Raw genomic sequence first — 22537 nt, forward strand, 5'->3', positions numbered from 1 at the left:
GAGAACGCCGCGCAGACCTACGGCGTGGACACGCGGGAAATCCTGTCCGAACTCGGCCGCCGCCGCATGGTGGGCGGCCAGGAGGACATGATCGTCGATGTGGCGCTGGATATGCGGGCGGGCGCCGGGCAATGACCGGCGCCGTAGACATTCACGCCCACGTGGTGCCGGCCGATTTTCCCCGCTATGCCGGCCGGCACGCGGATCACGCCTGGCCGTCCATGTGCCCCGTGGGGTGCGGTCACCGGCACATCATGATCCGCGGCAACGTCTTCCGCACGGTGTCGGAAGCCTCCTGGGACGCGGCGCGGCGGATCGCCGACATGGACGCCGCCGGCATCGCGGTGCAGGCGCTGTCCCCCATGCCGGAACTGTTGTCCTACTGGTTCGAGGCGGATGACGCGGTGGCTATGGCCGAGGTGGTCAACGGCTCCATCGCCGATATGGTGGACGCCCGGCCCGGTCGTTTTGTCGGGCTCGGCATGGTGCCGCTTCAGGCGCCGGATCGCGCCGTGGAGGTTCTGCAAGCCCTGATGCGCGATGGCCGCTTTCGAGGCATCGAGATCGGCACGAACGTGAACGGCGTTCCCATCGGCGACGCACGCTTCGCGCCGCTCTTCGCCGAGGCGGAGCGCCTCGGGGCGGCGGTGTTCGTCCATGCGCTTCATCCGGTGGGCGACGAGCGGCTGGTGGGACCGGCCCTGCTCAAGGCCGTCGTCTCCTTTCCCTGCGAGACGGCCTTCGCGGTGGCGAGCCTGATGACGGGAGGCATCCTCTCGCGTCACCCCCGGCTGAAGATCGCCTTCAGCCACGGCGGCGGCGCATTCGCCTCCCTCCTTCCGCGCCTGCAATACGGCTGGGAGACCCTGAAGCCCATCGGCGCGCTGATGGCGGAGGCGCCGAGAGAGATCGCGCGGCGGCTCTATTTTGACACCCTGGTCTATGACGCGCCGACGCTGCGCCATCTCGCCGAGGTGTTCGGCCCGGACCGCCTGCTCATCGGTACTGACCACCCCTTCGACATCCAGGATTGCGATCCCCTTGGCAGCCTCGCCGCAGCGGGCTTTTCCGATGAGGTCCGCGATCTCGTCACGCGCCGGAACCCGGCCCGCTTCCTCGGGACCGACGCGTGATCCGTCCAGCATAGAAGAACCACAGAGGGACGCCCCATGGACAGCCGATACCAAGAGGTCTATGCGCGCTGGCGCGCCTGGCCGGAAGCCTTTTGGCGGGAGGCGAGCGGGGAGGTGGCCTGGATCAAGCCGCCTCGGACCATTTTCGATCCCGCCTCTGGTGTCTACGGGACGTGGTTTCCGGACGCGACCTGCAACACCTGCTTCAATGCCCTCGACCGGCATGTGGAGGCCGGGCGCGGCGATCAGGTGGCGCTGATCTATGACAGTCCGCTGACCGGGCAGGTCCGACGCTTCACTTACGCGCAGATGCAAGACGAGGTCGCGGTACTGGGCGCCGTCCTTGAAGATCTTGGCATCGGTGCTGGCGATCGCGTGGTGATCTACATGCCGATGGTCCCGGAAGCCGTGTTCGCCATGCTGGCCTGCGCACGTATCGGCGCGGTGCATTCCGTGGTGTTCGGCGGATTTGCCGCTCATGAGCTTGCCAAGCGTATCGACGACGCGACGCCCCGGGCCGTTCTTACGGCCTCCTGCGGTATCGAGCCAGGGCGCATCGTCCCGTACAAGCCGCTGCTGGATGCCGCCATCGGTCTGGCTGCAGCAAAGCCGGACACCGTCCTGCTCCTGCAGCGCGAGCAGAGTCCGGCGGACATGAATGCCTCTCGGGATCATGACTGGGTCGAGGCGGTCGCCAAGGCGCGGACCGCCGGCCGGCGCGCGCCGTGCGTCGAGCGGCGCGCGAGCGACCCGCTCTACATCCTCTACACTTCCGGGACCACGGGCGTTCCCAAGGGCGTGGTGCGGGACAATGGCGGGCACCTGGTGGCGCTCCACTGGACCATGCGCAACATCTACGGGATCGCACCCGGCGAAGTCTTCTGGGCTGCCTCGGACATCGGCTGGGCGGTGGGGCACAGCTACATCACCTATGCCCCGCTGTTCCATGGCGCGACGGCCCTGCTCTATGAGGGAAAGCCCGTGGGAACGCCGGATCCCGGCGCCTTCTGGCGGGTGATCGCCGAGCACAAGGTGGTGAGCCTTTTCACCGCGCCCACGGCTTTGCGCGCCATCAAGAAGGAGGACCCGTCCGGAGCGCATCTGAAACACCACGACATCTCCAGCCTCAGATCCCTGTTCCTTGCCGGTGAGCGGGCCGACCCGGACACGGTCCAGTGGGCCGAGCAGATGCTCAAGGTGCCGGTGATTGATCATTGGTGGCAGACGGAAACCGGCTGGCCCATCGCTGCAAATCCCATTGGCCTTGGAATACTGCCGGTGAAACACGGTTCACCCACAGTCCCCATGCCCGGCTATGACGTGCTGGTGGTGGACGACACGCACCAGCCGGTAGGGCCGGACGTGATGGGCTCCATCATCATCCGGTTGCCGCTTCCGCCCGGAAATCTCCCCACCCTGTGGGGGCATGACGATCGAATGAGGACGAGCTATCTCGAAGACTTTCCTGGGTTCTATTCGACGTCGGACGCGGGCTTCAGGGACGAGGACGGCTATCTCTACATCATGGGTCGCACCGACGACATCATCAACGTTGCCGGCCATCGCCTCTCCACGGGCGGGATGGAGGAGGTCGTCGCCTCCCATCCAGCGGTCGCGGAATGCGCGGTCGTGGGGGTGAAGGACAGCCTGAAGGGCGAGGTGCCGTGCGGCTTCGTTGTTCTAAAGGCAGGTGTCGACCGCCTGCACGAGGAGATCGAGCGGGAGGTGCTCGGTCTGGTCCGGGAGAAAATCGGCCCAGTGGCGGCTTTCAAGATCGCGATCGTGGTGCCGCGCCTGCCCAAGACCCGTTCGGGTAAGATCCTGCGGCGCTCCATCAAATCCATCGTTGACGATGGGCAATGGAGCATCCCCGCGACTATCGACGACCCCGCGATTCTGGACGAGATCGCAGGTCTCGTTCGTCCGAGGCTGTCAGGATCCTGAACCGCTCTGTCGGGTGTCGCGCGGCCGCAGGCGACGAGCATCGCGGAACTGCCTGCCCATCCTGTCTATCTTCGGAGGGCGAGAGAGCTGGGTCAGAGTGTCATTCATGAGGCTGGCGTCGTCGCCAGAAGGAAGGGCCTCCTGCGGGTGCTGCCACCTTGGTGGTTGGAGAGATCGGCGGGGGGAGTTCCTTATGATTGAATGACGGCCGGTCGCAATGCAGTCTTGAGCAATGAAACATCTTGCAAGGTCTAAGAGCCTGTTTGGGAATTCAAAAAGGGCATAACCGCAATCCCGACCGTCATGCCCGGGCCTGTCCCGGGTATCCACGCCGAACCGCTTGAGGCAGCGTGCGAAAATTGCTCCCAGCCTCCCTGCGTGGATGGCCGGGACAAGCCCGGCCATGACGGTAATAATGCGCCTTCGAGGGCTGCAAGCGCCTATCTGAGTGAATTTCCAAACAGGCTCTAAGCGACGTAGCGATGCGGCCGTTCTGGTTTTGACCGGGTTAATCAGGCGCTATACGAGCATGGCATGTGGCGGCTACCGGGATCGAAATGCCATTGAGCGCATGTTCCGCCGCCTGAAGGACTTCCGACGGATCGCCACCCGCTACGACCGCCTCGCCGTCACCTTCCTCGCCGCCGTCTGCATCGCGGCCACCGTCAGCGATTGGTTATGAGCTTTGGGTCCTAGATCCCTCGACAATTTTTATGATCCGCACCCAGCTCTTGGATGATCTGCTTCCTGTGCGCCTGCAGATGGCGAATGACATCGTCCCTCACGAGGTGAAGCCGTGAAGTGGGAACGGGGATGGAGATCGAGTAGACACCGCCCGCGGCATCGCGGAAACCGATGCCCACGGCGCTGATCCCGACGGTGTGTTCTTCGTGGTTGAAGCCGATGCCGGTACGTCGCACCTCGGCGATTTCTGTGAGAACGGCGTTCAGTCGCTTCGTGCCGGGAAGTTCCTTTTGGACAAGGGCCCGTGCACGCTCAGGTTCGAGCAGGGCGAGGCAGCATTTGCCATTGGCCGTGTTGGTCAGCGGGAAGATATCCCCCACCGCCGAGACCGCGCGCAACCGGTGCGTTCCCGTCACCTGGTCGAGGAAGAGCACCTCACTCCCGCGCAGCACGGAAAAGTCCACAGTCTCGCCCGTGGCCTGGGAGAGCGCGACGATGTGGGGACGAACCAGCTCGACGATGTCGATCTTTCCCGAGCGGGAGAGCGCGTGGATCTCTGGCCCGAGACGGTAGCCGCCCTCCGGACCCGCGGAGATCACAAGATCCTCCTCCAGAAGCGCGTTGACGATCCTCTGCACCGTCGAGCGCGGCAGGCCCACCCGTCCCGCGATCTGTGCAAGGCTGAGCCCTGAGCGCACGTTCTTCAGCGATCGCAGGATGGCCGCCGCCCTTGCGATCACCTGGATCCTGCCCCCTTCGCGGATGGCCGCTCCATCCTTCGACATCTCCCACTCCCCTAATGTGTATCGTATTACAATACACATGTATCATTCTGTTTGACCACCCCCTTGGCGCGCCATATCCCGGAAGCAACGAAAAAGATCCGCCCTCGCCGAGGGTAAGACGCTGGGAGGCGTTGAATGACTGTCACGATCCGTGGCATCGAGTTCCAGTCAAATCTCCATAACGACATGGGGCTCAAGTTCTATAATCTGTCGCACAGGTTTGGTTTCCAGTCGCCGAACTGGCCATATTTCCAGGATGTGCAGATCGACCGCATCCATTACATGGCGAAATCGGGCGTCCTGACGCAGCGCATCACCACCACGATGCACAACACGACCCATATCGACGCGCCGGCCCACGTTGTGGAAGGCACGCCCTTCATCGACGAGGTTCCCCTGCCGCATTTCTTCGGCACCGGCATTGTCATCTCGATACCGAAGAAGAAGTGGGAGCCTATCACCTACGAGGATCTTGAGAAGGCGGCCGGAGCGCATGTGCGGCCGGGTGACGTGGTCATCGTCAATACCGGTTGGCACAAGCTGTACGACGACAACGCCGAGTATTTCTGCTACGCGCCCGGCTTTGTCGCCTCGGCCGGCGACTGGTTCGTCGAGAAGAAGGTGAAGGTGGTCGGCCACGATACGCAGGCCAACGACCATCCGCTGGCCACCGCCATCGGTCCCCACCGCAACGGGCCCCTGCATCCCCACCTCGCCGAGGAATACAAGGCATGGTCCGGCGGCCGGGACTGGAAGGAGGACCACCCCGAGTGGGAGCCGGTCCACCGCAAGCTCTTCACCAACGGCATTCTCGGCATCGAGAACGTCGGTGGCGACCTCGATGCCGTCACCGGGAAGCGCGTGACCTTCGCCTTCTTCCCCTGGAACTGGGATCGCGGCGACGGCTGCATCATCCGCCTCGTGGCCATCGAGGACCCGCAGCAGACCTACCGCATCGAGGCCGGAGCGCCCCTGTAAGGACCAACCCGACCTGACCTGTTCCGGCATCCGGCCGGGACAGGTCGCACCCTGTGCCGGACGCAGGAGGAGAAGGGCATGACCGCACATCCAATCACAGCCGTCGTCGGCGCCGGGCTCATGGGCCACGGCATCGCGCAGGTGTTCGCAACGCGGGGGCACCAGGTCCGCGTCTTCGACCCGATGCCCGAGGCGTTGGCGTCTCTGCGCTCGCGCATCGATGCCAACCTCTCTGCGCTCGGTCAGGATCCCGGCGCCGCGCGGCGGGTTCTGCCTTGCCAGAAACTCGCGGACGCCGTGGCCGGTGTGGGCCTCGTCATCGAGGCGGCGACCGAGAACCTCAACGCTAAGCGCGCCTTGTTCGCCAAGATCGAAGCCAGTGCTCCGGCCGATGCCATCCTGGCGACGAACACTTCGGTTATCCCCATCGGCAGCATCATGGCCGGCCTCGCGCGGCCGGAGCGGGCCCTCGGCACCCATTGGTGGAACCCGCCTTACCTCGTCCCGCTGGTCGAGGTGATCGGGACGGACCGCACGGCGCCGGACGTCGTCTCGCGCACCATGGACATCCTCGCGGCTGCCGGAAAGACGCCGGTTCATGTGCGCCGGGACGTGGCCGGCTTCATCGGGAACCGGCTGCAGCATGCGCTGTGGCGCGAGGCCATCTCCCTCGTGGAAGAGGGCGTCTGCGATGCCGAGACGGTGGATACGGTGGTCAAGGCCAGCTTTGGGCTGCGCCTGGCGGTGCTGGGGCCGCTGGAGAATGCGGACCTCGTGGGCACCGACCTCACCCTCGCCATCCACGAAACGATCATTCCCGCGCTCAATTGCGAAGCCGGCCCCTCGGCCTATCTGCGCGATCTGGTCGCTCAGGGGAGGCTCGGCATGAGGTCGGGAGAAGGGTTTCGTCATTGGCCGCCGCAGGCCGCCGATCAGGTGCGCGCTGCGCTCGTACGGCACCTGAAGGATGCGGTGCGCAAGTCCGGACAGGGAGAAGATGCGTGAAGCGGACCAGCAAGGTCATCATCACATGCGCCATCACCGGGGGCATCCACACCCCTACCATGTCGCCGGCCCTGCCGTTCACGCCGGAGGACATCGCGGCCCAGTCCATCGCCGCCGCGGAGGCCGGCGCGGCCATCCTGCACCTCCATGCCCGCGATCCGCAGGACGGTCGCCCGACGCCCGATCCCAAGGTCTTCATGCAGTTCCTGCCGGTGATCAAGCAGGCGACTGATGCGGTGCTGAACATCACGACCGGCGGCAGCCTGAATATGAGCGTCGAGGATCGCCTCGCCGCCCCGCTGGTGGCGCGCCCGGAAATGTGCTCGCTCAACATGGGGTCCATGAACTTCGGCATCTACCCGCTGGCCGACCGCTACAAGGAATGGCGCTTCGATTGGGAGGAGCCCTACCTGCGGAGCACCGATGACTTCATCTTCCGCAACACGTTCCGCGATATCGAGCGGATTCTGAAACGCCTGGGGGAGGAACACGGCACACGTTTCGAGCACGAGTGCTACGATGTCGGCCACCTCTACAACCTCGCCCATTTTGTGGACCGCGGCCTCGTCAAGCCGCCATTCTTCGTCCAGACCATATTCGGCATACTGGGCGGTATCGGTCCGGAGATGGACAATGTGCTGTTCATGAAGCGAACCGCGGACCGCCTTTTCGGTGACGACTATGTCTGGTCGGTGCTCGCCGCCGGCCGGCACCAGATTCCGGTCGCGACGCAGGCCGCCATGCTCGGCGGGAATGTACGGGTGGGGCTTGAGGACAGCCTCTTCATCGGTCGCGGACGGCTCGCCGCGAACAACGCCGAGCAAGTGAGGAAGATCCGCCGGATCCTGGAAGACCTTGGCCAGGAGATCGCGACGCCAAGCGACGCGCGGTCGATGCTCGCCCTGAAGGGAGGTGACCGGGTCGGTTTCTGAGGTGTCGAATAAACATAAAATCTGGGAGGAAGAATATGACGCAATCAGTGTCGCGCCGGGCGCGCCTGGCCGTGCCCGCGCTAGTCCTCGCTCTTGCAGGTGCGGGCGGGGCTGTCGAGGCGGCGGAACCCATCCGCATCGGCGCCATCCTGTCGACCACCGGGCCCGGCGCAGGAGCCGGCATCCCGCAGCGCAACGGCCTTCAGCTCGCCGCGAAGCTCGCCAACGAGAAGGGTGGCATCAATGGCCGCCAGGTTCAGCTCATCATGGAGGATGACGGATCCAGCCCGGATGCCGCCGTCACCAAGGCGAACAACCTGATCTTCTCGCAGAAGGTGCAGGCCATCATCGGCCCGACGCTCACGGCCTCCACTCTTGCGGTCGGGGGTGTCGCCGATCCGGCCAAGATCCCTGTCATGGCCTTCACCGGCCTCGGCGTGCCCCTGGAGAAGACCAGGCGCTGCGTCTTCCACATGCTGCCCTCCCAGGACCTCAACGCCCGCGCTCTGCTCGAGGTCGCGACCAAGGGGCTGGGCGCGAAGAAGCTCGGCGTGCTGCACGATTCCGCCTACGGCAATATCGTGATGACGAAGCTGAAGGAGGTGAGCCCCGACTATCCGGTGGAGATCGCGGCGGTTGAGAAATGGGAAGTGGGCGCAACCGACGCCACGACGCAGGCCGCCAAGGTGAAGGCCGCCGCGCCCGACGCCGTCGCCATCATCGGGAATTCGGCGACGCCATTCCGCAATGCCCGGCAGATCCGCCTGACCGCGCCGCTCCTGTCGGCCCTCGGCACCGCCACCTATGAGTATGTGAAGGCCATGGGCGACGCGGCAGACAACATCGTCTTCGCCGAGTTCCTTGTGGCGGAGGATCCTCTTCCCGGCCAGGCCGTGTTCGTCGAGGCCTTCCGCAAGGAATACGGGGTGTTGCCTAAGACCATGGAGGCGAGCGCCTGGGATGCCTTCAACGCGGTTGTGGCCGGCCTTGCCAAGGTCGGGCTGGATCTCCAGCCGGGAGCGCTGTGCGAGGCGATCCGCGGCCCCTTCGATGGCGCCATGGCCCGGTTCGACTTCTCGCAGGAGGACCTGACCGGCCTCACCTTGAAGAGCTACGTCTTCTCGAAGCTCGACAAAGGCAAGTTCGTCCGCCTGCCGTTCAAGGCTGGCTCCTGAACCCAAACACGGGGGACGTCCCTTGGCCTTGATGCTCTTCACCCAGGCACTGTTCGCCGGTGTCACCAACGGCTTCGTCTATGCCCTCGTCGGCCTCGGCATCGCCGTCATTTTCAAGGGCAGCCACGTCATCAACGCCATGCAGGGCGAGCTCGCCGTGGTCGGCGCGGCCACGGCCGTGTTTGCGGCCGCCATGTGGGGCCTGCCGCTCTCGCTGGCGGTCGTGGCCGGCGCGCTCACGGGGATGGCCATCGCCATCCTCGTGGAGCTCGGCCCGATCCGCGCCTTGTTCGCGCGGCGGGCGCGGGAGGAATCCTTCCTCCTGCTCACGGTGGGCCTGGGCTTCACCTTCTCGGCCGGGGTGCTCTACCTGTTCGGGCGGGAGGAGCACCTGCTGCCGCCGCTCGGGGACGAGGTGTACGAGGTGTTCGGCGCCATCATCCGGGAACATGCCCTCTGGGTGATCGCCATCTCCGCCGCGCTGATCCTCGCGCTGCGCCTGTTTTACCGCCACACCCATCTGGGTCTCTCGATGATGGCGGCCTCCATCGATCCCGATGGCGCGGCGACCACGGGCATCAATGTCCGTGCCATGCGCACCGCCACCTTCGCTCTGGGCGGCCTGCTGGCGGCGCTGGCGGGCCTCCTCGTTGCCCCGCTCATCGGCGTCGGCTACCAGATGGGGCCGCTGCTGACGCTGAAGGGCTTTGCGGCGGCCATCCTCGGCGGCCTCTCCAACCCGCTCGGTGCGCTGGTAGGCGGCCTCGTCATCGGCATCCTGGAGGCGATGTCGATCGTCTTCGTCTCGTCCGGGATGAAAGATGCGGTCGCCCTCACCTTGCTCATTGTCATCATGATCTTCGTTCCGGACGGCATTCTCGGCCGCGCCGGCCGCAAGGGAGGCTGAGCCATGCCCAAGGATACGTTCTCAGCCGCCTCTCTGCGTACTCCAGCAGCCCTGCCTGTGCCGAGCAGGCTGGCCAGCAGCATGTCGGCGACCTCTTGGTCCGTCCTTGCGCTGGGCGCCGGAGCGTTCCTCGTCCTGCCACTGGTGCTGGAGCGCCATGCAGTAGACCTTCTGGTGTTCTGCGGGCTCTATGCCATCGCGGGTGCGGGCGTGGGCTTCCTTCTCGGCCAGGGCGGGATCGTCAATCTCGGCCAGGCTGCGTTCTACGGCATCGGCGGTTACGCCAGCGCCTATTGCTCGGCGCGGCTGGGCTGGCCTGCACTTGCGGGCATCGCGATCGGCATCGTCCTCTCGCTGATCGTTGCCGCGCTCATCGGCCGGCCGATCTTGCGCCTGTCGGGCTATTTCCTGGCGCTGGCGACTCTTGCGCTCGGCATTATCTGCACGAACATCTATTTTGAGGCGGACTTCATCACTGGCGGTACGCTCGGCGTGCCGGGCGTGCCGAAGCTGGCGGTCGGGAGCTTCGTCTTCGACACACCGGAAAAGTTCTACTACCTCGTCTGGCCCATCGCCTTCGTCACCATCCTCGCCATGCACAATCTGATGGGCAGCCGCATCGGCCTCGCCATGCAGGCCATGCGCGATGCTCCCGACGCGGCCATGGTGATGGCCATCGACAATGCCCGTCTGAAGCTATGGATCTTCATGCTGTCGAGCGGGCTCGGCGCGCTGTCGGGCAGCCTGTTCGCCCACTATGTGGGCTTCGTGAACGTGGACAGCTTCGGCGTGGACAAATCGATCATGTTCCTGCTCGTTCCGGTCATCGGCGGCGCCTCGGTTCCAGCGGGCGCGATCGTCGGCGCCCTGTTCATCGGCCTCGTGCCGGAGCTGCTGAGCGCTCTCGGCGATATCCACCGTGTCCTCTTCGGGCTGGCGCTCGTCGCTTCAGTGGTGTTCTTCCCGGATGGCCTGTGGGGCGTCGGCCGCAGCCTGACCGACGTCGTGAGACGCAGGTCCGGCGCCCACCGTGGGGAGACAACACCATGAACCTTGCCTCCCACATCACTGCCAGCCAGCCGGATGCGCCCTTGCTGGAGCTCAGGTCCATCGGCCATCGCTTCGGCGGCTTCCAGGTGCTTCACGATGTGAGCTTCGTGGCTCCGGCCGTGGGCATCACCGGACTGATGGGCCCCAACGGCTCGGGCAAGACGACCCTGTTCAACATCGTCTCCGGCTTTCTCACGCCCACGTCCGGCGAGGTGTTGTTCCGTGGTCGGGACATCCGCGCCGAGAGCGTGCGCCGGCGCAGCCTCGACGGCCTGGTGCGCACCTTCCAGACGCCGAAGGTGTTCGAGCGCCTCACCGTCGCAGAGAACGTGATGGTGGGCGCCTTCAAGGTGGGGCGCTCCGGTTTCTTCGCCGGGCTCGCAGGCCTGCCGTCGGCGCGGCGCGAAATGATCGACATGCGCGCGCAAGCCTACGAGACGGCGCAGCGTTTCGATCTTGGCGGCGTGTTCGACCGCCCTTCGCCCCTGCTGACCGCCGGCCAGCGCCGCCTGCTGGAGCTGGCACGGGCCTATCAGGGCCGGCCACGGCTGCTGATGCTGGATGAGCCCTCCTCGGGCCTCACCACCACCGAGATCGAGGTGCTCATCACCAAGCTGAAGCTTCTCGCGGAGGAGGGCATCGCCATCCTGCTCGTCTCGCACGACATGGAGTTGATGGGGGTGGCGCAAGCCATCCACGTGCTCAACTTCGGGCGGATCATCGCCTCCGGCACAATGGCGGAGGTCCAGGAGGATGCGGCCGTGCGTGAGGCCTATCTGGGGGTGTGAGATGTTGAGCGTGAAGGGCCTTTGCGCCGGCTATGGCGCGCTGACGATCCTCAAGGGCATCGATATCAGCATCGGCTCGGGGGAAGTGGTCGGGCTGGTGGGCGCCAACGGCGCCGGCAAGACCACGCTCGTGCGGGCGCTCGCCGGCCTCCTCCCCGCGCAGGGCGGCGAGATCCGCCTTCGCGGCGAGGACATCACCCGTATCCCGCCGCATCGCCGCAGCGGGTTCGGCCTGGCCGTCGTCCTGGAAAACCGGAACCTCTTCGGCGAGCTCACCGTGCGGGAGAATCTGGTCCTGGCCGAGCGCGCAGGGCGCAGCCGCCGGCACGTGTTCACCCTGGAGCGGATCGTCGACCTCTTCCCTGCGGTGGGTGACAAACTGAACGTGCGATGCGATCTCCTGAGCGGAGGTCAGCAACAGCAGGTGGCTATCAGCCGGGCCCTCCTGCTGCAGCCGGATGTCGTGGTGATGGACGAGCCCTCCACGGGTCTTGCGCCGAAGGTGGTGAAGGATATTCTGGACGTGCTTGGCCGACTTCGCGCGGACGGCATGAGCATCATTCTCGTGGAGCAGAACATCGCCATCGCGTCGAGCGCCACGAACCGAGCCTATGTGATGGCCACCGGCAGGGTTGCGCACGAAATTCCCGAAGGCGACTGGCCACGTTTCATGGCCGATGAGAAGCTGGTCAGCGCCTATCTGGGCCAGCATCATGGGGCCGAGCCTGGTTCTCCATAACGTAAATTGCCTCCGTCATTAGCGTACAACGCTCATTCTGAAGTTGATGCCAGGGATGGCTGCACCATCAAGGCCTAGTGGATCAACCGAAACGGATGGAACCCATCCGTTTCGAAAATTTGATCCACTAAATTAAAGGCTTGTGGTTCGACCTGCTAGCGACAGATGGGTTCCATCTATCGCGGTCGAATCACTAGGATCAAACACGAACGCTTATTCATTATGAAATAGTATATATTAAATTTAATTATAACATGTATAATGATTTTGATAGCAAATTGCACTATATATTATTATCTTCGCGCCCATGTAATGTTGGTTGTGATTTGTAAATCACAAGCCTCCATCGTCGTCTCGGAAATCGGTGTGGCCCAATTTCCAATAGCCGGAAGCGGTGATGCGTCGGCGATCAAGCCCGCGCTCAACCTGAAAATGACGCCGTACGGCACGGACGACGGAGGCTTCGGCCGCGAACCAGACCTCCCCGCTCTCCTCCGGCAGAGCGACCGCCATCATCGCCTCGGCGAGGGCCGTCGTTGTGCCGATTTCCTTGCCGTTGCGGGGGAGCCACGTCATGCCGACGTCCGCACGCGAACGGATGATCTGGGCATCGGCATCCTCGGGTATTTCCACGAAAACATCAGCCGCGATGCCCTCCGGCAGCGCCTCCAGGATAGCCCCGATCGCGGGCAGCGCGGTCTCGTCGCCGCCGATCAGCAGATGGGAGATCTCAGGGTCGAGCCGAAAGCCGGAACGCGGCCCGGCAATCTGGACGACGTCGCCGGGCTTTGCGTTCGCCGCCCAGCTCGAGCAGGGTCCGTCGCCGTGAAGCACGAAATCGATATCCATCTCGCACGTCTCCTCGCGAAAATGGCGGATGGTGTAGGCGCGGCCGCTCGGTGTCTCACTTTCCGGCGCGGGCGCGAAGAGCTTGACCCACTGCGCCGGGCGGCGGACCGGAAAATCCATGAGCGCCGCGGAAGCAAAGGTGATGCGCCTCATGTGCGGCGTGAGACTCAGGACCTCGCGCACCTCGACCACCCTGAGGCGCCTGTCCGGTGAGATCGGACGCAGGCTCGACGGGTTTTGATCCTGTTGCATGGTTGTCATCCCTGAAAGAAGCGGTTCAGGCCGTGCGGTTTCGCCGGCCGAGCGTGGTAAGGGCGAGGAGGAAGGCGGCCGCCGCCATGACGGAGGCGACCTGGAAGGAAAAGCGCATGCCCTCCGCCACCATTTCGGGCGTCGCGCTGGCCGCGTCGCCGGTGGCATGGGCGAAGAGCGCGCCCATCAGCGAGGCACCGGTGATCAGGCCGAGATTGCGGGCGAGCGCCAGAAGTCCGGAGACGAGGCCGCGCTGCTCGGGCCGGGCATCGGCCATGACCGCGGTGTTGTTCGGCGTCTGGAAGAAGGCGAGGCCGACGCTGATGAAGAGGATGGCGACGATGTAGGTCGCAACCCCGCCGTCGAGCGAGACCCAGGACATCACGAAGGCGCCGATGGCGAAGATGGCGAGCCCGATGACCATGGCCAACCTGGCCCCGATGCGGTCGGCGATTGTGCCGGCTGGCACGCCCATCAGGGCGGCGGCGAGCGGGCCGACGGTCATCACCAGGCCGACCATGCGGGTATCGAGACCGAGCGCCTTCGACAGATAGAACGGCCCGAGCACCAGCGTCGCCATCATCACCGCATAGACGAGCACACTCATCACCATGCTGGTGGAGAGCAGCAGATTGCGGAACATGGCGAGCTTCAGCAGTGGCGCGCGCGCCCTGATCTGCACGACGAGGAACAACACCAGCCCGACGAGCGCACCAAGCCCGAACTGCAGGACGATGGGTGCACCGAAACCCTGCTTGCCGGAGAAGGTCATGGCCAGCGAATAGGCCCCCAAGGTGAGCGCCAGCAGGATCGTGCCGATCCAGTCGAAGCGTACGGCGGGAAGCGGATGCTTCGGTGCGTCGATGGCGTTCGGCAGGTAGCGGCTGACCAGAACGAAGGCGAGCAGGCCGAAGGGCAGGTTCACCCAGAACACCGCCTGCCAGCCGAAAGCGGCGAGCGCCAGGGAGCCGAGCGACGGCCCGAGCGCGATGCCGAAGGAGACCATGGTGGATAGCACGCCCATGGCGAAGCCGGTGCGCTCCTTCGGGAAGACCTCGCCGACGAAGGCGAAGGAAAGCGCCATCAGGATCGCGCCGCCCAGTCCTTGGCCGGCACGGCCGGCGATCAAAAGCGGTAGACTGGCGGAGAGCGCGCAGAGCACGGAAGCCGCCATGAAGATGGCGAGGCCCCAGAGATAGAGCCGCTTCTTGCCAAGCTGATCACCGAAGCGGCCGACGCCGACGATCAGTGCGGTGACGACGAGCAGATAGCTCACCACCACCCACTGCACCGCGCCGAACTCGACGCCGAGCGCATCCACAAGGGTCGGCAGAGCGACGTTGATGATGTTGGTGCCAAGCTGCGAAAGCAGGATGGCCAGCGACAGGCCGGCGAGCACCATGCCGGAATGGATGGGCTGGTGATTAACCGTCCGGGTTTGCGCAGATCCCGCGGCGCGCGCGGACCCCTGCGGATGGGTTGAGTGTGGATGAGAGGGTAGGGGCATATCCGGTCCTATCGAAAGCATCCCCTTCGGGATCGTTTAGGTTCGGCTTTCGATAGCGGCGGACATTAAGTGCATACAGTGCAATATCTTTATTATACGATTGCATGAAATGCACCTATTGCAGGAAGCCCGATCATGCCGGTGGACGCCGCCTCCACGAAGCGCCATCACCTGCCGCTCGACATGAACCTTCTGGTGACGCTCGACGCGCTGCTCTCGGAAGGTAGCGTCGCGGGGGCCGCGCAGCGCCTCAACCTCTCCTCGCCCGCGATGAGCCGGCAACTGGCCCGCATTCGCCATCTGCTCGGCGATCCGGTCCTCGTGCGGGCGGGCCGCGGACTGGTACCGACGCCGCGTGCGGAGGGCTTGCGGGAACGGCTGCGCAGCCTCGTGGCGGAAGCCGAGGCGCTGGTGCGCGGCGAGGACGAGCTCGATCTCACCCGGCTGGAGCGAATCTTCGTCATTCGCGCCAATGACGGCTTCATCGGCACGTTCGGCGCGGCGATGGCGGCCCACGCAGCCGCGCAAGCTCCTCGTGTGCGGCTGCGCTTCGCCCATCAGGAAAGCGAGGATGTGGAGGCGCTCCGCGAGGGCCGGATCGATGTCGATGTCGGGGTCATTGGCGCGATGGGACCGGAGATCCGCTTGCAGGCGCTGTTCCACGACCGCTTCGTCGGCGTCGTGCGGCCCGGTCATCCGCTGGCGGACGATGTGACTGCGGAGCGCTTCTGCGCATTTCCCCATGTCTCGGTCTCGCGACGGGGACGCTTCGCCGGACCGATCGACGCGGCGCTCGCGGCGGTCGGGCTCTCACGCTTTGTCGCCATCGCGGTCGCCGACTTCGCCGACGCGCTGGCGATCGCGCGGACCTCCGACCATGTGGCGGCCGTTCCCGCCCGTCTGACCGAGCCGGCGAGAGGCGGCCTTCACACCTTCGAACTGCCCGTGAAGACCGATGCACTCGCCATCTCGCTCGCCTGGCACCCCCGCGTCGATGCCGATCTGGCCCATCGCTGGCTGCGAGCGATCATGCGCGAGGCGTGCGCGGCCGGCAGGTGAAACAAGGCGCCCTGCCGGCGGGATCTGTCTCTTGAGAAAGGCCGCGACAGCTCAGAGGAAGCTCGCAGCCAGCCGCTCGGCTTCGCGAGCGAGGATCCCGGCATCGACTCCGACCGCGGAGAATGTGGTGCCAATGTCCATGCAACGCCGCGCGAACGCGGCATCACCCGTCAGGATGCCCGCCGGCTTGCCGGCGGCCCGGATGCGGGCGACGGCCTTCTCCACCGCCTCGACGACACAGGCATGCCCCACGTCCCCCGCGTGCCCGAGGCTCGCCGCAAGGTCGCCGGGACCGATGAAGATGCCGTCGACCCCCTCCACGGCGGCGATGGCCTCGATCTCGTCGATGGCCTCCCGCGTCTCCACCTGGACCAGAACGCACAGCTCCCGCGCGGCCGTGCGGGCGTAGTCCTTAACCCGGCCGAACCGCGTGGCCCGGGTCAGCGCCGAGACTCCACGTACCCCCTCAGGCGGATAGCGGGTGGCGGCGACAGCGGCGCGGGCCTCCGCGGCATTCTGTACGTAGGGAATGAGCAGGCTCTGGGCGCCGATATCGAGCAGTCGCTTGATCAGCACGGCGTCGTTGGCCGCCGGCCGCACCACCGGCGACACCGGATAGCCGGACAGGGCCTGCAACTGGGCAAGCACCGTCGTCAGCTCGGCCGGGGAGTGCTCCATGTCGAGGAGAAGCCAGTCGAAGCCCGCGCCGGCAACCGCCTCGATCGCATAGGAACTGGACAGTGTGCACCAGAGGCCGAGCTGCTGACGCCCTTCCACGAGCGCGTGCTTGAAGGCATTGCGAGGCAGGTCCATTGGTTTCCTCACACGAAGGAGATGCTGATGGCGCCCACCGGCCCGTAATCGGCGGTGATCACATCGCCGGCGGCGATGTCCACCGGCCGCGTGAACGATCCGGCCAGGACGATCTGCCCCTTGAGCAGCTTCGCGCCTACCGCGGAGAGCTTGTTTACCAGCCAGGCGATGCCCGCCGCCGGATGCCCCATGATGGCGGCGGAGACCCCGCTTTCCTCGATGATGCCGTTCTTGCTCAGTGTCGCGCCGACCCAGCGAATGTCGATGTCCATGGGGCGGATCACCCGGCCGCCCACCACGATGGCGCCGAACGCCGCATTGTCGGCGATGGTGTCGACGATGGCGCGGGGCACTTCCGTCCGGTAGTCGATGATCTCCAGTGCCGGCACGACGAATTCGGTGGCCCGCATCACGTCGTAGATGCGCACGCCCGGCCCTTCGAGGTCCTCGCCCATCACGAAGGCCAGTTCCACCTCGAGCCGCGGCTTGATGAACCGGGCGGCGGGGATCTGGGCGCCGTCGTTATAGAGTGCGTCATCGAGGATGCGACCGTAGTCCGGCTCCGTCATCTTCGAGGCCATCTGCATGGCGCGCGAGGTGAGGCCGATCTTGTGGCCGACGACGCGGGCGCCCTTGGCTATGCGCTCTTCTGTCCACAGGTCCTGGACGCGATAGGCGTCCTCGATCTCCATGTGCGGAAAGGTTCGGCTCAGCTGGGTGACGGGCTTGCCCTCGCGTTCAGCCTTCAGGATCTCTTCGGCGCCGAGGCGGCGCTCGTCTTCAGTCAACATGGGATTGGGCTCTCGCTGTTCAGTCTCACAGAAGGGCGATGGGACGAACGGGCGACCCCGTCGCGCCGCTGATGCGCAACGGCTGGGCGACAAAGGCGAAGGCTCCCCGGCCCGCCGCCCCAAGTTCGTCGAGGGCGAGGTTCTCGATGATGTGGATGCCGTTCTGGGCGATGAGGATCATGTGAACCTCGAGCGTGATGTTGTGGTGGTTCATCACCTCGAAGGCGGACGTGTCGGAGCCTACCGAGAAAGGTTTGCGCTCGGCGAGCCAGCGCCCGCCCTCGACACCCGGTCCCGGTGCACCAGCGGAATCGAGGCCGAGATACTTCGGCCCGTCGGCCCAGAAGGCTGCCCAGCCGGTGCGCACCAGCACCACGTCCCCTTCGGCGATGCGCGTTCCGGACGCTGTCTCTGCTGCCTCCAGGTCGGCGACCGTGATCTCATAGGCTGGCTCCAGTGCGTCCACACCGCGCGCGCGCGCCACATCGAGCAGGACGCCGCGGCGGAAGATGGGGGCGATGGTTTCCGCCCCGTGCACCTTGAACAGCCCGGTGCCCTGCTGTTCCTTCGCCGCGTCGAACTTGCCGTAAAGCGCGCCGTGCTCGGAGACATGGCACAGAGCGTCGATATGGGTGGACGAGTGGGTGCTCGTCACCATCAGCTCGTTGGACGAGGAATGGCCGCAACAGCGCAACACGTCGCCATGCCGGTTGTTGAGGGTGATGTGAAAGGGCGGATGCGCCGGGTGAATGGGCATGCCCTTCTGCATGGGATGACTGAGATCGATCCAGCGGGCGGCCCGCGCCGCCGTGAGCCAGTCCTCGAAATCGAAGGCGCGGGATTGAGCGGCGGCCAAGACGTTCATTGGAGCTCGGCTCCCTTCGTTTCGGGCAGGAAGATCAGGACGATGAGCCCTGCCAGCAGGAAGAAGCCGGCGGTGAAGGCCAGCGCGCCGGACAGGCCGTAGCCCGCCGAGAGGAAGCCCACCATGGCGGGGGCGAGCGCGCTCACCGCGCGGCCGGCGTTGTAGATGAAGCCCTGGGCCGTGGCCCGCACGTTGGTGGGGAACAGCTCGGCGAAGGTGGGGGCGAAGCCGGAGTAGAAGCCGGTGCCGAAGAAGGCGACCACAGGGCCGAACGCCAGCAACATCGTGGGGGTCGAAATCATGGTGTAGACCGGCACCGCGATGGCCGACAGCACGAAGTAGACGATGAAGGCCACCTTCCGGCCGAGCGAATCCGCCACATAGCCGAACGAGATGAATCCGAGCGCCGCGCCGATCTGCATCACCACGATCCAGGTCGTGGACTTCACGAGGTCGAGGCCAGGGCCGCCATTCGCGGCCGGCGTGGCGAGCCAGGTCGGGATCCAGGTGAACAGGCCCCAGTAACCGCACATGGCCGCCGCGGTGAAGGCGAAGCAAACCAACGAGTTGCGCCGGTGCTCGCCGCCCAGCATCCGCATCGTTTCCATGAAGGTCAGGCGGTGGGACTGCTGCTTCCAGATCTCCGGCTCGGGCGTGTGGCGCCGGATCCAGAAGGCCAGCATGGCCGGCGCGATGCCGAAGAAGAACACGCCACGCCAACCGATCACCGGCAGCAGCACCGCCGCGACAATGGCCGCCAGCGCATAGCCGGAGGCGAACGCGCTCTGCACCCAAGCCATCACCTTGCCACGGTGCTGCGCGGGCCAGGTCTCCGTGATGAGCGCAGCGCCGGCCGACCATTCACCGCCTACGCCGAGGCCCACCACGACGCGAAAAAGAAGAAGTTGCGCAACGCTTTGTGAAAGGCCGCACAACAGCGTGCCCACCGAGTAGCACAAGATGGAGAGCACCATGGAACGGGTGCGGCCGATGCGGTCGGCGAGGAAGCCGAAGACGAGGCCGCCGAAAGCGGTGGCGACGAGGCTTGCGGAAGCGATCATCCCCGCCGTCGAGCGCTCCATTCCAAGGTCGGCGCCGATGTGGCTCAGCAGCATGGCGAACAGCAGAAGGTCCATGATGTCGAGCGCCCAGCCCAGATAAGCGGACCAGAATGCCTGCCATTGGGCCTTTGTCGCTCCGACATACCATCGTGTGCCGCCAGCCCCGGCAAGGCCGCCGGAGATATCGAGGCTCATTGGCTTTCCTCCACATTTGTTTCTTGCTCGGATCCGGTTGGCCCGGATCGAGACCGGTTCACTCAGGCGAGCTCAATTGCTTGGCCGACTGGCGTTTTCGCTTTGATAGAAACCGGCGTGAGAGGCCGCAATTGGTCAATTTTCAAGCCACATGTGAGCGGATTTGACATCCGTGCGACGGCACCGCATGCCTTCAGGGCTTTCGCTCGCCCCGCACGTGTGAACCCGAATGTCCGCACCCTACCGCTCTCTGCCGTCCCTCCAGACGCTACGCTGCTTCGAGGCCGCCGCGCGCCTCGGCAGCTTCACCTCCGCGGCGGAGGAGATGTGCATCACCCACAGCGCCGTGAGCCACCAGATCCGCGCGTTGGAGGAAGCCATCGGACGGCCGCTCTTCATGCGGCAAGGCAATCGCATGGCGTTGACCGTGGTCGGCCGCACTCTGGCTGCCGAAACCAGGCGAGCGCTCGACTATCTCAGTCAGGCCTACGCGGTGGCGCACGCCCAGTCGGTTCCGCGTCCGGTGATGCTGAACCTCGCAGTGCAGGTGGGGCTCGCGGAGCATTTCCTCCTGCCGCGTCTCCACGAATTCAAGCAGGTGCTCGGCCCCGTTGTGCTGCGGCTGGCCAGCCTGCCCGATCTGGGAGAGAAATGCCCGGACGAGGCCGACATGGCGCTCGTCTACGGCACCGGGGACGTGCCTGGCATGATCGTCGAGAAGATCGCCGACGAGGAGGTCTTTCCGGTCTGCAGCCCCACCTTTCTCGCCCGCTATCCCGGCCTCTGCCTGGAAGCCATGCCGGAGCTGCCGCTGCTGCTCCATTCACAGGTGACGTGGAACCTGTGGCTCGAGAAGGCGAATCTCCCGATCCTCTATCCCGCCCAGTCGACGCTCATGGACGACATCGCCCTCACCATCTGCGGCGCCCTCGCCGGTCAGGGCATCGCCATGGCGCGCTCCCTCCTCGTGCGAGATTATCTTAGGACCGGAAAGCTCGTGCGCTTGTTCGACCTTTCGGTGCCCGGCATCTTTTCTTACCACCTCGCATGCCGGACCAATGAAGTACGTATGCGTTACGCAGACCAGATCGACTGGATCGTCCGCGAAATGCGGGCGCTCCGATAGTCGCGTCATTTCCCCGGTGGGTTGCATGGCGGCCTGAACATCTCAAGTGCCGGCACGGGTCGCCCCTGCCGGCGTGGTGGGGGCCAGCTCCTTCCGCAGCTGCTGCAACAGGCGGGATGCGGCGACCGTCAGGAAGCTGTTTGCACGGCAATATATCGAAAAGCTACGAAGCGACTGCACCTGGGCACTTCTCACCTCCAAGGCAATGATCGGTGAAACGGGGCTCTCAAAGAGCATTGGTGGTAGCCAGGTCAAAAAATCCGCTCGTTCCACCAATGCTTTCATTACAAGCAGGGATTGCGTTTCGACGCGAACGACAGGCGTAGGAACGCCATTCCGGGTGAAAACCTCCGTGACCTGACTGCGCACAGAGGTTCCTTCAGGCGGAAGCACCCAATTCTCTTCACGGATATCTCCGAGGGAGAGGTTGCCGCGCGCGGCAAGCGTGTGCCCCCTACGGGCGACAAAGCAGCAGCCATCGTGGGGGATCCCACGCGCCAGGCATTGAATGTCCTGTCCTTCGGGCAAATGAAAGGCGACTGCCAGATCAAGCTCGCCGTGTACGAGCCGCACCGCAAGTTCATCCTCCAATCCCACTGCGATGGAGAAGGCGGTTTCTGGAAATAACGCAGCCATACGAACGATTATTTTGGGTAAGAGGGCTTCGGCCGCGCTCGACACCACCCCAAGTCGCACACTTCCCTGGCCTATGCCGCGAAGCGCCCGAATTTCCGAAATCGTGGTTTGGGTTTCATTTTCAAGAATACGCGCACGCCGCAGGAGCACTTCGCCGTAGGCGGTCAGTGTCATGCCAGTGGGTTGCCTCTCGAAAAGCGGAGCACCCACTTGGGCCTCAAGACGCTTGATCGTCCGCGTCAAAGCCGGCTGCGTCAGGTTAAGAACCTGAGCCGCGCGGCTGAGGGAGCCTTGCTCGGCGACCGCCAGGAACGCCGTCACCAGTCTGGAATCCAGGGGCATGATCTTTGGTTATATCTTGAGCGCACTTGGCATTGGATTTTGCGGGACGCCTGATCCAGCTTCGATCCGACGGAGGCATTCGCCCTGAAGGGATGATACGGAGGATTTCGAGGCATGAACAATGATAAAATGCAGCAGTCGCTTCAACGTCGCGCCACCCTGCGCGAACGCGTGAGCGATGCGGAGTGGGCCTCGCGCGTTGAGTTGGCCGCCTGCTACCAGCTGTGCGCCCACTATGGAATGACGGATATGATTTACAATCATATCTCGTTGCGTATTCCCGGCGAGGGGGAGCACTTCCTGATCAATGCCTTTGGGCTCCTCTATGAAGAAGTGAACGCATCGAACCTGGTGAAGGTCGATATCGACGGTGTCCAGCTGGACGATGACCCCTTGGACGTGAGCCCCGCAGGCTTCGTCATTCATTCCGCGATCCACCGCGCGCGGCCCGACGCGCGTTGCATTTTTCACACCCACACCGCAGCAGGGGTGGCCGTGTCCGCTCAGGAGGGAGGCCTCCTGCCCATCTCCCAGCACGCGCTCCGCTTTTTCAACCGGATCGGGTATCACCCGTTCGAAGGCATCGCCCTTGATCTCGACGAACAGGAGCGACTTGTGCGCGATATCGGGGCGCACAACGCGCTCGTATTGGAGAATCACGGTCTGTTGACCTGCGGAAAATCTGTGCGAGACGCATTTGAGCTCATGTATTACCTGGAGACAGCATGCAAGATCCAGGTGGCTGCCCAGTCCACGGGAGCAGGCCTCATCGTTCCATCTGAAGCGGTCGCCCGGCGGACGGCGCAGCAGTTCGAAGATATCGACCCCTTCATCGACGAACGGGACTGGAAGGCGCTTCTTCGCCTGCTGGATCGGCAGCGATCCACATACGCAGCGTGAGCGATAGTTTAATAAGAAAAA

21 protein-coding genes and 2 pseudogenes are annotated in these 22537 nt (G+C 64.8%); 15 read left to right on the forward strand and 8 right to left on the reverse strand.

Translation table 11 applies throughout. The annotated features are described in order from the left end of the window. The 4 genes and pseudogenes from FZ033_RS22770 to FZ033_RS24700 all read left to right on the forward strand — a co-directional run. Positions 1-135 (forward strand): annotated as a pseudogene (locus FZ033_RS22770) (4-hydroxy-2-oxovalerate aldolase); the annotation flags it as partial. Beyond that, positions 132-1133 (forward strand): amidohydrolase family protein, encoded by a 1002-nt coding sequence (locus tag FZ033_RS22775; RefSeq protein ID WP_149578353.1) that lies wholly within the window; start codon positions 132-134, stop codon positions 1131-1133. The pseudogene FZ033_RS22770 and the gene FZ033_RS22775, both read left to right, overlap by 4 nt. Positions 1134-1169: 36 nt before the next feature. Beyond that, positions 1170-3077 (forward strand): propionyl-CoA synthetase, encoded by a 1908-nt coding sequence (locus tag FZ033_RS22780; RefSeq protein ID WP_149578354.1) that lies wholly within the window; start codon positions 1170-1172, stop codon positions 3075-3077. 544 nt (positions 3078-3621) lie between these two features. Further along, a pseudogene (locus tag FZ033_RS24700) lies at positions 3622-3759 on the forward strand (transposase); the annotation flags it as partial. A 10-nt stretch (positions 3760-3769) separates the two neighbouring features. Here FZ033_RS24700 and FZ033_RS22790 read toward each other — a convergent pair. Further along, the gene (locus tag FZ033_RS22790; protein ID WP_188079651.1) at positions 3770-4546 is read right to left on the reverse strand and encodes an IclR family transcriptional regulator; all 777 of its coding nucleotides are present in this window, start codon (positions 4544-4546) and stop codon (positions 3770-3772) included. Between the two features lie 135 nt (positions 4547-4681). Here FZ033_RS22790 and FZ033_RS22795 point away from each other — a divergent pair, with 135 nt between their 5' ends. The 8 genes from FZ033_RS22795 to FZ033_RS22830 all read left to right on the forward strand — a co-directional run bounded on the left by FZ033_RS22795 (position 4682) and on the right by FZ033_RS22830 (position 12120). Further along, the gene (locus tag FZ033_RS22795; RefSeq protein ID WP_149578356.1) at positions 4682-5524 is read left to right on the forward strand and encodes a cyclase family protein; all 843 of its coding nucleotides are present in this window, start codon (positions 4682-4684) and stop codon (positions 5522-5524) included. A gap of 78 nt (positions 5525-5602) precedes the next feature. Further along, positions 5603-6529 (forward strand): 3-hydroxyacyl-CoA dehydrogenase family protein, encoded by a 927-nt coding sequence (locus FZ033_RS22800; RefSeq protein ID WP_149578357.1) that lies wholly within the window; start codon positions 5603-5605, stop codon positions 6527-6529. Then, entirely contained in the window at positions 6526-7461 is a 936-nt protein-coding gene (locus FZ033_RS22805) for a BKACE family enzyme (protein WP_149578358.1), read from the forward strand. Before FZ033_RS22800 ends, FZ033_RS22805 begins: the two co-directional genes overlap by 4 nt. A 35-nt stretch (positions 7462-7496) precedes the next feature. Then, positions 7497-8636 carry an ABC transporter substrate-binding protein gene (locus tag FZ033_RS22810; protein ID WP_149578359.1) on the forward strand — a complete coding sequence of 380 codons (1140 nt, stop codon included), beginning with the start codon at positions 7497-7499 and terminating at the stop codon, positions 8634-8636. A 31-nt stretch (positions 8637-8667) separates the two neighbouring features. Next, the gene (locus FZ033_RS22815) at positions 8668-9543 is read left to right on the forward strand and encodes a branched-chain amino acid ABC transporter permease (RefSeq protein WP_149578399.1); all 876 of its coding nucleotides are present in this window, start codon (positions 8668-8670) and stop codon (positions 9541-9543) included. Positions 9544-9546: 3 nt separating this feature from the next. Next, positions 9547-10593 carry a branched-chain amino acid ABC transporter permease gene (locus FZ033_RS22820; protein ID WP_149578360.1) on the forward strand — a complete coding sequence of 349 codons (1047 nt, stop codon included), beginning with the start codon at positions 9547-9549 and terminating at the stop codon, positions 10591-10593. Beyond that, positions 10590-11381 (forward strand): ABC transporter ATP-binding protein, encoded by a 792-nt coding sequence (locus tag FZ033_RS22825; protein ID WP_149578361.1) that lies wholly within the window; start codon positions 10590-10592, stop codon positions 11379-11381. The genes FZ033_RS22820 and FZ033_RS22825 overlap by 4 nt, the downstream gene beginning before the upstream one ends. A 1-nt stretch (position 11382) precedes the next feature. Continuing rightward, entirely contained in the window at positions 11383-12120 is a 738-nt protein-coding gene (locus FZ033_RS22830; protein ID WP_149578362.1) for an ABC transporter ATP-binding protein, read from the forward strand. Positions 12121-12453: 333 nt separating this feature from the next. On the opposite strand, the gene FZ033_RS22835 is transcribed toward FZ033_RS22830, so the two are convergent. After that, entirely contained in the window at positions 12454-13221 is a 768-nt protein-coding gene (locus tag FZ033_RS22835) for a siderophore-interacting protein (RefSeq protein ID WP_188079652.1), read from the reverse strand. Between the two features lie 25 nt (positions 13222-13246). Continuing rightward, entirely contained in the window at positions 13247-14623 is a 1377-nt protein-coding gene (locus tag FZ033_RS22840) for an MFS transporter (RefSeq protein ID WP_149578364.1), read from the reverse strand. A gap of 240 nt (positions 14624-14863) precedes the next feature. Here FZ033_RS22840 and FZ033_RS22845 point away from each other — a divergent pair, with 240 nt between their 5' ends. After that, positions 14864-15787: a LysR family transcriptional regulator gene (locus FZ033_RS22845; RefSeq protein WP_149578365.1), complete on the forward strand. Its 924-nt coding sequence runs from the start codon at positions 14864-14866 to the stop codon at positions 15785-15787. 51 nt (positions 15788-15838) lie between these two features. Here FZ033_RS22845 and FZ033_RS22850 read toward each other — a convergent pair whose 3' ends face one another. Genes FZ033_RS22850 through FZ033_RS22865 form a run of 4 tightly spaced genes read right to left on the reverse strand, consistent with a single transcriptional unit; the run spans position 15839 to position 19512 of the window. After that, positions 15839-16600, reverse strand: coding sequence for an aldolase/citrate lyase family protein (locus FZ033_RS22850; RefSeq protein ID WP_149578366.1), 762 nt, complete (start codon positions 16598-16600; stop codon positions 15839-15841). Between the two features lie 8 nt (positions 16601-16608). Next, complete coding sequence (gene hpaH, locus FZ033_RS22855; protein WP_149578367.1) at positions 16609-17391, reverse strand: 2-oxo-hept-4-ene-1,7-dioate hydratase; 783 nt, start codon at positions 17389-17391, stop codon at positions 16609-16611. Positions 17392-17416: 25 nt separating this feature from the next. Then, on the reverse strand, positions 17417-18256 hold the full coding sequence (locus tag FZ033_RS22860; protein ID WP_149578368.1) for a cyclase family protein: 840 nt from the start codon (positions 18254-18256) through the stop codon (positions 17417-17419). Further along, on the reverse strand, positions 18253-19512 hold the full coding sequence (locus FZ033_RS22865) for an MFS transporter (protein ID WP_149578369.1): 1260 nt from the start codon (positions 19510-19512) through the stop codon (positions 18253-18255). Before FZ033_RS22865 ends, FZ033_RS22860 begins: the two co-directional genes overlap by 4 nt. 229 nt (positions 19513-19741) lie before the next feature. Between FZ033_RS22865 and FZ033_RS22870 the strand changes: the two genes are divergently transcribed. Then, on the forward strand, positions 19742-20638 hold the full coding sequence (locus FZ033_RS22870; RefSeq protein WP_149578370.1) for a LysR family transcriptional regulator: 897 nt from the start codon (positions 19742-19744) through the stop codon (positions 20636-20638). Between the two features lie 42 nt (positions 20639-20680). On the opposite strand, the gene FZ033_RS22875 is transcribed toward FZ033_RS22870, so the two are convergent. Next, on the reverse strand, positions 20681-21616 hold the full coding sequence (locus FZ033_RS22875) for a LysR family transcriptional regulator (protein ID WP_149578371.1): 936 nt from the start codon (positions 21614-21616) through the stop codon (positions 20681-20683). A gap of 114 nt (positions 21617-21730) precedes the next feature. On the opposite strand from FZ033_RS22875, the gene FZ033_RS22880 reads away from it, so the two are divergent. Further along, positions 21731-22516 (forward strand): class II aldolase/adducin family protein, encoded by a 786-nt coding sequence (locus FZ033_RS22880; protein ID WP_149578372.1) that lies wholly within the window; start codon positions 21731-21733, stop codon positions 22514-22516. Positions 22517-22537: the final 21 nt, after the last annotated feature.

The organism is Xanthobacter oligotrophicus, from assembly GCF_008364685.1.
Lineage (GTDB): Bacteria > Pseudomonadota > Alphaproteobacteria > Rhizobiales > Xanthobacteraceae > Xanthobacter > Xanthobacter oligotrophicus.

Bases quoted from the DNA above. Each gene is read 5' to 3' on its own strand.
- FZ033_RS22875 (WP_149578371.1), bottom strand. From the start codon at position 21,616: ATGCCCCTGGATTCCAGACTGGTGACGGCGTTCCTGGCGGTCGCCGAG.
- FZ033_RS22870 (WP_149578370.1), top strand. From the start codon at position 19,742: ATGTCCGCACCCTACCGCTCTCTGCCGTCCCTCCAGACGCTACGCTGC.
- FZ033_RS22775 (WP_149578353.1), top strand. From the start codon at position 132: ATGACCGGCGCCGTAGACATTCACGCCCACGTGGTGCCGGCCGATTTT.
- FZ033_RS22790 (WP_188079651.1), bottom strand. From the start codon at position 4,546: ATGTCGAAGGATGGAGCGGCCATCCGCGAAGGGGGCAGGATCCAGGTG.
- FZ033_RS22815 (WP_149578399.1), top strand. From the start codon at position 8,668: ATGCTCTTCACCCAGGCACTGTTCGCCGGTGTCACCAACGGCTTCGTC.
- FZ033_RS22795 (WP_149578356.1), top strand. From the start codon at position 4,682: ATGACTGTCACGATCCGTGGCATCGAGTTCCAGTCAAATCTCCATAAC.
- FZ033_RS22810 (WP_149578359.1), top strand. From the start codon at position 7,497: ATGACGCAATCAGTGTCGCGCCGGGCGCGCCTGGCCGTGCCCGCGCTA.
- FZ033_RS22850 (WP_149578366.1), bottom strand. From the start codon at position 16,600: ATGGACCTGCCTCGCAATGCCTTCAAGCACGCGCTCGTGGAAGGGCGT.
- FZ033_RS22835 (WP_188079652.1), bottom strand. From the start codon at position 13,221: ATGCAACAGGATCAAAACCCGTCGAGCCTGCGTCCGATCTCACCGGAC.
- FZ033_RS22820 (WP_149578360.1), top strand. From the start codon at position 9,547: ATGCCCAAGGATACGTTCTCAGCCGCCTCTCTGCGTACTCCAGCAGCC.
- FZ033_RS22830 (WP_149578362.1), top strand. From the start codon at position 11,383: ATGTTGAGCGTGAAGGGCCTTTGCGCCGGCTATGGCGCGCTGACGATC.
- FZ033_RS22860 (WP_149578368.1), bottom strand. From the start codon at position 18,256: ATGAACGTCTTGGCCGCCGCTCAATCCCGCGCCTTCGATTTCGAGGAC.
- FZ033_RS22825 (WP_149578361.1), top strand. From the start codon at position 10,590: ATGAACCTTGCCTCCCACATCACTGCCAGCCAGCCGGATGCGCCCTTG.
- FZ033_RS22800 (WP_149578357.1), top strand. From the start codon at position 5,603: ATGACCGCACATCCAATCACAGCCGTCGTCGGCGCCGGGCTCATGGGC.
- FZ033_RS22845 (WP_149578365.1), top strand. From the start codon at position 14,864: ATGCCGGTGGACGCCGCCTCCACGAAGCGCCATCACCTGCCGCTCGAC.
- FZ033_RS22780 (WP_149578354.1), top strand. From the start codon at position 1,170: ATGGACAGCCGATACCAAGAGGTCTATGCGCGCTGGCGCGCCTGGCCG.
- FZ033_RS22880 (WP_149578372.1), top strand. From the start codon at position 21,731: ATGAACAATGATAAAATGCAGCAGTCGCTTCAACGTCGCGCCACCCTG.
- hpaH (WP_149578367.1), bottom strand. From the start codon at position 17,391: ATGTTGACTGAAGACGAGCGCCGCCTCGGCGCCGAAGAGATCCTGAAG.
- FZ033_RS22865 (WP_149578369.1), bottom strand. From the start codon at position 19,512: ATGAGCCTCGATATCTCCGGCGGCCTTGCCGGGGCTGGCGGCACACGA.
- FZ033_RS22840 (WP_149578364.1), bottom strand. From the start codon at position 14,623: ATGGTGCTCGCCGGCCTGTCGCTGGCCATCCTGCTTTCGCAGCTTGGC.